Origin of the sequence: Mesorhizobium sp. M7A.F.Ca.US.014.04.1.1 (genome assembly GCF_003998745.1) — a bacterium.
GTDB classification, from domain to species: domain Bacteria; phylum Pseudomonadota; class Alphaproteobacteria; order Rhizobiales; family Rhizobiaceae; genus Mesorhizobium; species Mesorhizobium ciceri.
The window spans coordinates 1-10,072 of record NZ_RZRW01000178.1 but is presented as its reverse complement, the minus strand read 5'-3'; the positions used below and the strand labels follow the sequence as shown (position 1 = coordinate 10,072).

At 63.8% G+C, this 10,072-nt stretch carries 13 protein-coding genes, 1 tRNA gene and 1 pseudogene; 11 read left to right on the top strand and 4 right to left on the bottom strand.

Annotated features, from left to right (window positions below; all coding sequences use genetic code 11):
- The coding region (locus EOA22_RS14265) for a hypothetical protein (protein ID WP_164755422.1) at window positions 1-257 on the top strand (257 nt) is incomplete at its 5' end.
- A 97-nt stretch (window positions 258-354) separates the two neighbouring features.
- Here the strand turns inward: EOA22_RS14265 and EOA22_RS14260 are convergent.
- Window positions 355-439, bottom strand: a tRNA-Leu gene (locus tag EOA22_RS14260).
- Window positions 440-713: 274 nt separating this feature from the next.
- On the opposite strand from EOA22_RS14260, the gene EOA22_RS14255 reads away from it, so the two are divergent.
- Window positions 714-1,301, top strand: a complete 588-nt coding sequence (locus EOA22_RS14255) for a YqaA family protein (protein WP_013529435.1) — start codon at window positions 714-716, stop codon at window positions 1,299-1,301.
- Between the two features lie 34 nt (window positions 1,302-1,335).
- Window positions 1,336-1,854, top strand: coding sequence for a disulfide bond formation protein B (locus EOA22_RS14250; protein WP_063169081.1), 519 nt, complete (start codon window positions 1,336-1,338; stop codon window positions 1,852-1,854).
- A gap of 165 nt (window positions 1,855-2,019) precedes the next feature.
- Here the strand turns inward: EOA22_RS14250 and EOA22_RS14245 are convergent, their stop codons facing one another.
- Together EOA22_RS14245 and EOA22_RS14240 are read right to left on the bottom strand one after the other, a co-directional pair.
- Entirely contained in the window at window positions 2,020-2,577 is a 558-nt protein-coding gene (locus tag EOA22_RS14245; protein WP_006328497.1) for an HNH endonuclease, read from the bottom strand.
- A 128-nt stretch (window positions 2,578-2,705) separates the two neighbouring features.
- Window positions 2,706-3,347 (bottom strand): DNA-3-methyladenine glycosylase, encoded by a 642-nt coding sequence (locus EOA22_RS14240; RefSeq protein WP_013529433.1) that lies wholly within the window; start codon window positions 3,345-3,347, stop codon window positions 2,706-2,708.
- Window positions 3,348-3,421: 74 nt separating this feature from the next.
- Here EOA22_RS14240 and gluQRS point away from each other — a divergent pair, with 74 nt between their 5' ends.
- Both gluQRS and EOA22_RS14230 read left to right on the top strand, forming a co-directional pair.
- Window positions 3,422-4,297: a tRNA glutamyl-Q(34) synthetase GluQRS gene (gluQRS, locus tag EOA22_RS14235; protein WP_063169082.1), complete on the top strand. Its 876-nt coding sequence runs from the start codon at window positions 3,422-3,424 to the stop codon at window positions 4,295-4,297.
- A 145-nt stretch (window positions 4,298-4,442) separates the two neighbouring features.
- A complete protein-coding gene (locus EOA22_RS14230; protein WP_063169083.1) occupies window positions 4,443-5,339 on the top strand; it encodes a DMT family transporter in 897 nt (298 codons plus the stop codon).
- A 102-nt stretch (window positions 5,340-5,441) separates the two neighbouring features.
- Here EOA22_RS14230 and EOA22_RS14225 read toward each other — a convergent pair whose 3' ends face one another.
- Window positions 5,442-6,293 (bottom strand): YihY/virulence factor BrkB family protein, encoded by an 852-nt coding sequence (locus EOA22_RS14225; protein WP_013529430.1) that lies wholly within the window; start codon window positions 6,291-6,293, stop codon window positions 5,442-5,444.
- A gap of 55 nt (window positions 6,294-6,348) precedes the next feature.
- Between EOA22_RS14225 and EOA22_RS14220 the strand changes: the two genes are divergently transcribed.
- From EOA22_RS14220 to EOA22_RS14195, 6 genes and pseudogenes are all read left to right on the top strand, one after another.
- Window positions 6,349-7,215 (top strand): SDR family oxidoreductase, encoded by an 867-nt coding sequence (locus EOA22_RS14220; protein ID WP_013529429.1) that lies wholly within the window; start codon window positions 6,349-6,351, stop codon window positions 7,213-7,215.
- Between the two features lie 24 nt (window positions 7,216-7,239).
- Window positions 7,240-7,431: a twin transmembrane helix small protein gene (locus tag EOA22_RS14215; protein WP_013529428.1), complete on the top strand. Its 192-nt coding sequence runs from the start codon at window positions 7,240-7,242 to the stop codon at window positions 7,429-7,431.
- Between the two features lie 25 nt (window positions 7,432-7,456).
- Complete coding sequence (locus tag EOA22_RS14210) at window positions 7,457-8,038, top strand: cob(I)yrinic acid a,c-diamide adenosyltransferase (protein ID WP_013529427.1); 582 nt, start codon at window positions 7,457-7,459, stop codon at window positions 8,036-8,038.
- A gap of 28 nt (window positions 8,039-8,066) precedes the next feature.
- Entirely contained in the window at window positions 8,067-8,867 is an 801-nt protein-coding gene (locus EOA22_RS14205; protein ID WP_027163501.1) for a rhomboid family intramembrane serine protease, read from the top strand.
- A 198-nt stretch (window positions 8,868-9,065) separates the two neighbouring features.
- The gene (locus EOA22_RS14200; RefSeq protein ID WP_013529425.1) at window positions 9,066-9,815 is read left to right on the top strand and encodes an electron transfer flavoprotein subunit beta/FixA family protein; all 750 of its coding nucleotides are present in this window, start codon (window positions 9,066-9,068) and stop codon (window positions 9,813-9,815) included.
- 158 nt (window positions 9,816-9,973) lie between these two features.
- A pseudogene (locus EOA22_RS14195) lies at window positions 9,974-10,072 on the top strand (electron transfer flavoprotein subunit alpha/FixB family protein); the annotation flags it as partial.

Below are 10,072 nucleotides of genomic sequence, written 5' to 3'. Positions count from 1 at the left end.
GTCTCGGCGCGGTGAAGGTTCAACTCGCCGATCTCCGCTTGCGCGGCATGACCGACGAACTCGCGCATGCCCGTTGCCGCAACGAGAACCGCCAGCTTCACCAAAGGCTGGAAACGCTGACACGCCAGGATCCGCCCAGCGGACCGGCAGCCGATGACAGCGCCGACCTAGAACGGACATTCGACGAATTGCTGGCAGCTGGCGAGATCGGCCCGGCCAATGACGGCGACCCCAGCGTGGCGCGCAAAGCGTGTTGATCGCCTGCTGAGACGTATCGGGAGCCAAAGCGACCGTGACGCCCTTCGTCTATTGAACTTCGAGTGGCCTGCCACCCGAAGCTCGGAGAGCGAAGGGTGGTGCCCCTAGCCGGGATCGAACCAGCACTCCTTGCGGAACTCGATTTTGAGTCGAGCGCGTCTACCAATTCCGCCATAGGGGCTCAGGCCGGGCGGCCTGGATGGCGCGGGACTATACGGTTGGAGGCCTGTTCGTCAACTGGCCAATTCCTCGTCGCCCCGGATGCGACCAAACTGCGCCTTTCGATTTCGTGACGGGGCTGCCATTGTGCAGCGCGGAAAATCTTTCTAGACAGGCGGCGCATCAAAGCGCGGCACGTCTGCGGGGACGGATGGCGTGCGCTGGGTCTTTGTTCTGTGCATGCCGTTACACCCCAACCTGCCTGCGCAATTGAACGACACGCATTAGGAGTGCCGATGCTTCGCGGACTTTACGACTGGACCCTGTCGCTGGCGGCCCGCAAATCCGCCGAATGGTGGCTGGCCTTCATCGCCTTCGTCGAAAGCTCGGTGTTCCTGGTGCCGGCCGACGTGCTCTATCTGCCGATGGCGCTGTCGCGGCCGGATCGCGCCTACCGCTATGCGCTGATCGCCACCGTCGCCTCGGTGCTGGGCGGCATCGCCGGCTGGTTCATCGGCCACTATGCCTATGACGCGGTCGCCAGGCCGATCCTCGAATTCTACGGCAAGTACGACGAGTTCGAGCAACTGCGCGCGGGCGCCGGCGTCGGCTTCATCGTCCTGATGCTGATCACGTCGGGTGCCGCCCACCTGCCGCCGATCAAGGTGGTGACGATCCTGTCCGGTGTCATCGGCGTCAATTTGCTGCTGTTCATCGTGCTGGCGATCGTGGCCCGCGGCGCCCGCTTCCTGCTGCTCGCCTGGCTGCTGCGCCGCTATGGCGAACCGATCCGCGAATTCATCGAAAAGCGCCTCGGCCTGATCGCCGGCGCCGGCGCGGTTGCCCTGATTTTGCTCTATATCCTGGTCAAATACGCGTTCTGAACAGAACCATTGCAAGCCGGACGGACCGATTGAAATGACAGCGACCATGAATGCCGACACCGGACGCCAGCGCACGCTGACCGCCTTGTTCCTCGCCGTCGCCATGGCCGCCACCGTTGGCTCGGCGCTCGGCTTCCAGTATCTCGGCGGCTATATCCCCTGCCACCTCTGCCTCGAACAGCGCACGCCCTACTATATCGGCGTCCCGCTGATGGTGCTGGCGGTGATTGCGTCGATGCTGCACGCACCCAGCTGGCTGACGCGCGGCCTGCTGGCCGTCGGCGGCATCCTGATGCTCTACGGCCTCTATCTCGGCGTCTACCACTCCGGCGTCGAATGGCAGTGGTGGGCCGGCCCGACCGATTGTACCGCAGGCGCCGGACCGGTCGACACCGGCGGCAAGGGCGTGCTCGACGCGCTCGACAAATTCGTGCCGCCGTCCTGCGACAAGGCCGCTTTGCGCATCCTCGGCCTGTCGCTGGCCGGCTGGAACGCCATCGCCAGCCTGATCCTCGCCGCCGTCGCCTTCCGAGCCGCTTTCGCCCGCGACTAAACCAATTCGATTGAACGGCGCGACGCAGAGTTCGAGCAAAAATTCGCCAGGCTGAGTCGGATGGCGCGGCTTTCGAGAACCGGAGCGGAGCGTACTGAAGTACGTGAGCACCGGAAGCGCAGAAAGCTGCGTCAGGCGGCCAGCATGGCGGATTTGTGCCGAACTCTATGGTTCGAGTTCGACATCCCAGTAGAGATAATCCATCCAGCTCTCATGCAGATGGTTGGGCGGGAACAGGCGGCCATTGTTGTGCAGATCGTGCACCGTCGGCTGGAAAGGCTTCTGCAACGGCCACATCTTGGCATGCGCCGGCATCATGCCGCCCTTCCTCAAATTGCACGGCGAACAGGCGGCAACGACATTCTCCCACGTCGTCGCGCCGCCGCGATGGCGGGGGATGACGTGATCGAAGGTCAGGTCCTCCGGCGTGCCGCAATACTGGCACTGGAAGCGATCGCGCAGGAAGACGTTGAAGCGGGTGAAGGCCGGGTGCCTGGAGGGCTTCACATAGGCCTTAAGACTGACAACGCTCGGCAGCTTCATCGAGAAGGTCGGCGAGGAGACGGCGTGCTCGTATTCGGCGACGATGTTCACCCGGTCGAGGAACACCGCCTTGATAGCGTCCTGCCACGACCAGAGCGACAAGGGGTAATAGCTGAGCGGACGGTAATCCGCATTCAGCACCAGTGCTGGAAGCCCATCCGGAGATACGGCAACCGTCACGTGTTCACCTCCTTGGTTCTAGACCCGAACGGCACGGATACTGTAAGCCCGACATGACAGGGATGTGAAGCGGATTGTCGCGTCGCTGAAGCGCCAAAAATGCATGATTTTTATGATTTTTCGCGGATTCAGGCCGGCGGCGCGGCGTCCCGCCCTCTGGTTTCACGATAATAGGACCAGAAAAGCCGCGATGCGACACCTCGCCACGGGCTCCATGATTCGGCCAATGCGATCAGCGTTTTCTCCGGCGGACGCGGCTCGATGCCGAGCGCGTGGCCGACCGCGCTCTGCAGCGCGACATCACGCGCGGGGAAAATGTCGGGGTGCCCGGCGGCGAATAAGAGGTACACTTCCGCCGTCCACGGGCCGATGCCGGACACCGCCGTCATCGTCGTGATCGCCTCCTCGGCATCGAGCGAACAGAGGTGATGCAGGTCGAGGCCGTCGACCACGGCCTGGGCAATTGCGATCAGGCCGCGCTGCTTCGGCCGCGACAGGCCGGCCTCGCGAAACATGTCCTCGCCGGCGGCCAGGATCGCCTGCGGCGTCAGCGGATCGACGAGCTTGGTCAGCCGGCCGAAGATCGCATCGGCGCTGGCGCGGGACACTTGCTGCGAGACGACGATCGACGCCAGGCTTCGAAACCCCGGTTCGGACAGCCGCAGCGGCACTTCGCCGGCCATGCCGCGCACCTTTTCCAGGCGCGGGTCGATCACGCAAAGCGCATCGAGCCCCCGGGCAATGTCGTCTGATGTCGCGATACGCTGCATGCTTTCTTGTTCCTGAACCGGCAGCACGGTAGCAATTGGCAAAACCGCCGCACAACCCGATTGCCGCCGCAGAGATGACACTCCTGACATTCCGCTTCGCGCCCAGCCCCAATGGCGACCTGCATCTCGGCCACGCCTATTCGGCGCTGCTCAACCAGAAGCTGGCGGCACGGGCGGACGGCCGCCTGCTGCTGCGCATCGAGGATATCGACACGACGCGCTGCACGCCGCAATTCGAGGCCGGCGTGCTTGCCGACCTGAAATGGCTGGGGCTTGGCTGGGAAGAGCCGGTGCGCCGCCAATCCGAGCATTTCGCCGAATACCAGGCGGTGCTCGAGCGGCTGGTCCGGGAGGAACTCGTCTATCCCGCCTTCATGAGCCGTGGCGAGATCCGCGCCTTCATCACCGACAGTGAAAAGCGTGGGCGCGACTGGCCGCGCGATCCCGATGGCGTGCCGCTCTACCCCGCCGCTGACAAGGCGCTGCCAGTCAAGGAACGCCAGCGGCGGATCGCCGGGAATGCGCCCTTCGCCTGGCGGCTGGATGTCGATGCCGCCTTGGCGCGTGTCGGCAAGGACCTGTCTTGGACCGAATTCGCCGACGAGACGCTTTCCGCGACACGCTCGATCGAAGCCCGTCCGCAGGACTGGGGCGACGTGATCGTGGCGCGCCGCGATATCCCGACCAGCTACCACCTCGCCGTCGTCATGGACGATGCCCTGCAAGGTGTCAGCCACGTCGTGCGCGGACAAGATCTGTTTTCCGCCACCGGCGTGCAGCGCCTGCTGCAGCAACTCCTGGGACTGCCGCAACCCGCCTATTTCCATCATCGCCTCATCCTCGGGCCCGACGGGCGAAAACTGTCGAAGAGCCTGGGCGATACCGGCCTTGCCGCCTTGCGCCATGCCGGCGCATCGCCTGACGACATCAGGCGAATGGTCGGGCTTTGAGCCCGGTGAGACCAAGAAGCCACCCCAGATGGGCCGGCGTTGAATTCCGGTGATCTATGGATCAACCGTTTCGCTTTGCGCGCCGGGGTGAACGGGATTAGAGCATCGCCACGGCAATTCTCTCCAGTGCGGCGGACTCCGGAACATGCACAGCATCAAGCGGTTCATTCCCGCCACCTTCGTCGTTCTGTGGGCGACCGGCTTCATTGGCGCGCGCTACGCCATGCCATGGGCGGAGCCGTTCACCTTCCTCGCCGCGCGGTTCGTCATCGCCGCCATCCTGCTGGCCGTCCTGATGCTTGTATTGGGTTCGAAAAAAGCCACCCGCGAGGAGGCGCTGCATGCCACCGGCGCGGGCATCCTGATGCATGGCGTCTATCTCGGCGCTGTGTTCTGGGCCATCCACAGGGGCATGCCGGCCGGCTTTTCGGCCCTCATCGTCGGCCTGCAGCCGCTGATCACGGCGGTGCTGGCCGGCAAATTCCTCGGCGAGGCGATCCTGCCGCGTCACTGGCTTGGCCTTGGCATCGGCCTCATCGGTATCGTCATCGTGCTGTGGCCGAAGCTCGGCGCGCTCGGCGGCGGCGTGACCGCGGCGACATTGACAGCCTCGCTGGTTTCGGTGCTCGGCATGAGCGCCGGCACCATCTGGCAGAAGCGCTTTGCCTCCGGCGGCGACCTCGTCGCGGCGACCATGTGGCAATATGTCGGCGGTGGCTCGCTGATGCTCGTCGCCTCCCTCGCCTTCGAAACCCACACGGTCGTCATCAATGGCGAACTCATCTTCGCCATGGCCTGGCTGGTGCTGGTGCTGTCGCTCGGCGCCATCTTCCTGCTGATGGTGATGATCCGCGACGGCGAGATGTCGAAGGTCGCCTCGCTGTTCTACCTGGTGCCGGCGGTGACGGCGATCATCGCCTGGGCCCTGTTCGACGAGCAGCTCAACGCACTTCAGATTGCCGGCATGGCGATCACGACATTCGGCGTCGGCCTGGCAACGGCGCGGCAGGCCAAGGGAAGAACTGTGGAATTGAGGAATTGAGGAATTGAGGAATTGAGGAATTGAGGAAGAAGCACAGACAGCGCCGGATATGGCCCGCTTTTTCTCCAATTCTTCAGTTCTTCAATTCCTCAATTCGCCCTGTCATCCCACCCGCGCACGCGCCTCCAGATAGCGGCTGATCGCGGCATTGAGCTCGCCGCCGAGGATGAAGATCGCCGACACCATGTAGAGGAAGACCACGGCGATCATGATCGAGGCCAGGCCGGCATAGGTCGTCACATAGGACGAGAAGTGGTCGAGATAGGTGGCGAAGATGGTCGAACCGATAAGCCATGCCGCCAGCGTGAAGACGATGCCCGGCACCAGCGACACGAAGCGGCGCTTGCCCGCCGGCAGCCAGAAATGGACGGCAAACAATCCGCCGACAATGACCGCCGAAGCGATGACGTAACGCCATAGCGTAATGGTGCCCATATAGGGCTTGATCCAGTCGATATGGGCTTCGGCGAGCCGCGCCAGCAGCGGCGCGAACACCAGGAGCACGCTGATCGCCAGGAAACCGGCCGTGGCGATGAGCACGAAGATGATGCTCTGCACCCGGCGGTAGATGATGCCGCGCGTTTCCGAGACGCGGTAGGCGCGGTTGAGCGACGTGCGCAGCGCCTCGATGCCGTTCGAGGCAAAATAGGCCGCAAGCACCACACCATAGGTCAAAAGGTCGGTGCGCCTGACGGTCAGCACATTGAGCACTTCGCGCGCGATCGGCTTGGCGATCTGTTCGGGCCAGGTGTCGAAGACCAGATGCACGGCCGTGTCGGAGAACGCCTGCGCGCCGAGGAAGCTCGCCAGCGTCGTCGCGAAGATCAGGAACGGGAACAGCGCCATCAGCGAGGTGATCGCCAGATGGCTGGCCATCGCCCAGCCGTCATCGGTGTTGAAATGGCCAAGTGCGTCGTAGAGGACCCGCTTGAGGGCTACGATCTTCCGCAACAAGAACCGCGCCCTCCAATTGTCTCCACGCCGGGAATATGGGAAGGGATTGCGGCAAATGGCAACCCTTGGCGAAACCACGAACAGTCCGGCGCAGAAGTTGCGCTCGATTATCATCACCGGTGCGTCTTCGGGAATAGGCGCGTACTGCGCCCGCGCGTTGAAGGCGGAGGGCTGGCGGGTGTTCGCAACGGCGCGCAAGCCGCAGGACATCGCCGCGCTCGAGGCCGACGGCATCGAGGCCTTCTATCTCGATTATTGCGAGCCGGACTCCATCGCCGCGCTGGTGACGGCGGTGCTCGACCGCACCGGCGGCCGGCTCGACGCCCTGTTCAACAACGGCGCCTATGCGCAGCCGGGCGCCGTCGAGGATCTGCCCGTTGCCGCGCTCAAGCAGCAGTTCGAGGCGAATTTCTTCGGCTGGCATGATTTGACCCGCCGGCTGGTGCCGGTGATGCGCCGCCAGGGTCAGGGCCGCATCGTCCACTGCTCGTCGATCCTTGGCCTCGTGCCGGTGCGCTTTCGCGGCGCCTATTCGGCGTCGAAGCACGCACTGGAGGCCTTGATGCTCTGCCAGCGCCAGGAACTGGCCGGCAGCGGCGTCCACGTTTCGCTGATCGAGCCGGGGCCGGTGAAGTCGAAGATCGCCAGCAATGGCCTCATTTGGTTTCTCAGCAACATCGACCACGAGAATTCCGTGCACCGCGTGGACTATGCGGCGCAACTCGAGCGACTGCGGGCCGGCGGCAGCCAATCGGCCTTGAAGCCAGGGCCGGAAGTGGTTCATGCGGCGCTGCGCCATGCACTTCTGTCGCGGCGCCCACGCCCGCACTATGTGGTAACAGTGCCCGCCAGGATCGGCGCGGTGCTCAGACGCATCCTGCCGGCATCGATGCTTTACCGCCTGATGGCCAAACGCGCCTGAACGCCAACCAACTGGAACGAAGCAATGGCAACCGTCTTCAACATTCTCGCCATTCTGGTCATGGTCGCCGTTGCGGTCGTGCTTGTTCGCGGCCTCATCAACATGATGCGCGGCGGCTCCGGCGTCACCTCGAACAAGCTGATGCAGGCGCGAGTCATGCTGCAGGCCGTGGCGCTGGTGCTGATCCTGCTGGCGGTGTATTTCACCCGCAAGTGAGGATGCCGGCGGCCGGGGAGGCGAAATGGTCAAGCTCAACAAGATCTACACCCGCACCGGCGATGATGGCACCACGGGTCTCGGCACCGGCGAGAGGCGGCTGAAATCCGATCTGCGGGTAGAGGCCTACGGCACGGTCGACGAGGCCAATGCCTGCATCGGCATCGCCAGGGTCCACACGGCCGCGGCCCATCCCGCGATCGACGCCATGCTTTCCCGCATCCAGAACGATCTGTTCGATCTCGGCGCCGATCTCGCCGTACCCGACGACGGCAAGCCGCTCGGCTATGAGCCGCTTCGCATCGTCGCCGTGCAGACCGACCGGGTCGAAAAGGACATCGACCTTCTCAACAAGGAGCTTCAGCCGCTCAAATCCTTCGTGCTCAATGGCGGCACAGCGGCGGCGGCGGCACTTCACCTTGCCCGCACCGTGGCAAGGCGAGCCGAAAGGCTGATGGTCGCACTGGCCCAGGACCCGAACGAGCACGTCAACCGCGACGGTCTGAAATACATCAACCGCGTCTCGGATTTCCTGTTTGTCGCCGCCCGGGCGGTCAATGACAACGGAAACGCCGACGTGCTATGGGTTCCCGGCAAGAACCGCTGATTGTCGAAAGCGGAAGAGGGCCTGGGGCATGTTCATCCCGCTTTACGACACCAACAGGCTGCGCCACATCCGCCTGCAATATGTGACCATCGGGCTGATCGTGGCCAACGCCCTGGTCTACCTCGCCACCGCGCTCGGCGGCGAGAGTTTCTCCAATGCCGCCGTGCTTGGTCTCGGCTTCATCCCGTCGGTCGTCCATGACACCGCCGAGCTCGATCCCCGTTTTATCGTCATCCCCGAAAGCCTGAGCTACCTCACCTATTCCTTCCTGCATGCCGACATCTTCCACCTCGGCGGCAACATGCTGTTCCTGTGGGTGTTCGGCGACAATGTCGAGGACGCGCTCGGTCACATCCGCTACCTCATCTTCTACCTGTTGTGCGCGATCGCCGGCGCCGCCTTCCAGGGCCTCGTCGCCTGGGACTCGCAGGTGCCGCTGATCGGTGCCTCGGGCGCCATCGCCGGCGTGGTCGTCGCCTATCTGATCCTTTATCCCAGGGTGAAGGTCTGGGTGTTGGCCTTCGCCCGCATCCCGCTGCGCATTCCGGCCTTCATCCCGCTCATCCTGTGGGTCCTCTTCCAGGTGGTGATGTTTGCCGCCGGCGGCGAGGATCAGATCTCCTGGGCCTGCCATATCGGCGGCATCATCGCCGGCGCCGTTCTGGTGCTTGTCTTGCGTAGCCGCGGCGTGCCGCTGTTTGCCGGCGCCGACGAAGACGTCGCGCCCGCCGCGCCCGACCAGCCGCCGGTTGCCACGGAACCGCTGATCCCCGATCAACCCGCCGCGACACCGCGCTGGGGACGCGGAAACGCTTCCAGTTCGGACTGAACCGATTTGAGCCACTTGCAGCGTATTGACGTGCAGGGTTGCCGCAACTACGGAAACGTCTCCGCCGCAACCTAAGGCGGGCAAAGACCAGAATTTCCATCCGGCCAGAATTTCCACCTGGAATGTCGGCTTTCGACAACTCAGAACGGGTGCAGGCTGTTATAGCGCGCCCAATTAGCGTGAAGAGGTGACAGGCAAATGAAGATCCTTGTGCCCGTGAAGCGGGTTGTGGATGCGAACGTCAAGGTTCGCGTGAAGGCTGATGGTTCGGCGGTGGAGCTCGCCAACGTCAAGATGGCGATGAACCCGTTCGACGAGATCGCGGTTGAAGAAGCGATCCGGCTGAAGGAAGCTGGCAAGGCGGAAGAAATCATCGTCGTCTCGATCGGCCCGCAGCAGGCGCAGGAAACCCTGCGCACGGCGCTCGCCATGGGCGCCGACCGCGCCATCCTGGTCAAGACCGACGAACAGACCGAGCCGCTCGGCGTCGCCAAGGTGCTGAAGGGCGTCGTCGACGCCGAGCAGCCCGGCCTCGTCATCCTCGGCAAGCAGGCGATCGACGACGATTCCAACCAGACCGGCCAGATGCTGGCGGCACTGTTGGGCTGGGCGCAGGGCACCTTCGCCTCCAAGATCGTGCTCGACGGCGACAAGGCCAAGGTGACGCGGGAAGTCGATGGCGGCCTGCAGACGGTGGAACTGAAGATGCCGGTGATCGTCACCGCCGACCTTCGCCTCAACCAGCCGCGCTATGCCTCGCTGCCCAACATCATGAAGGCCAAGAAGAAACAGCTCGACGAGAAGAGCCCGGCCGACTACGGCGCCGACGTCAAGCCGCGGCTGAAGGTCATCAAGACCGAAGAGCCGAGCGGCCGCAAGGCAGGCGTCAAGGTCAAGAGCGTCGCTGAGCTGGTCGACAAGCTGAAGAACGAAGCCGGCGTGCTGTAAGGAAATCCGATGAGGCCGGCCTGCAAACGGCTGGCTTCTCCGCTTCCGGTGCTCACGTACAGAAGTACGCTCCGCTCCGGTTCTCGAAACCAACCGTTTTCGACTCGGCCTGACCGGATTTCAGGGAGCCGCGAAGACGAAAGTCAGGAATATCATCAATGGCTATTCTTCTGATTGCAGAACACGACAACGCAACCCTTTCCGACCAGACCGCCAAGGCGCTGTCGGCCGCGCTGCAGATCGGCTCGGACGTGCAT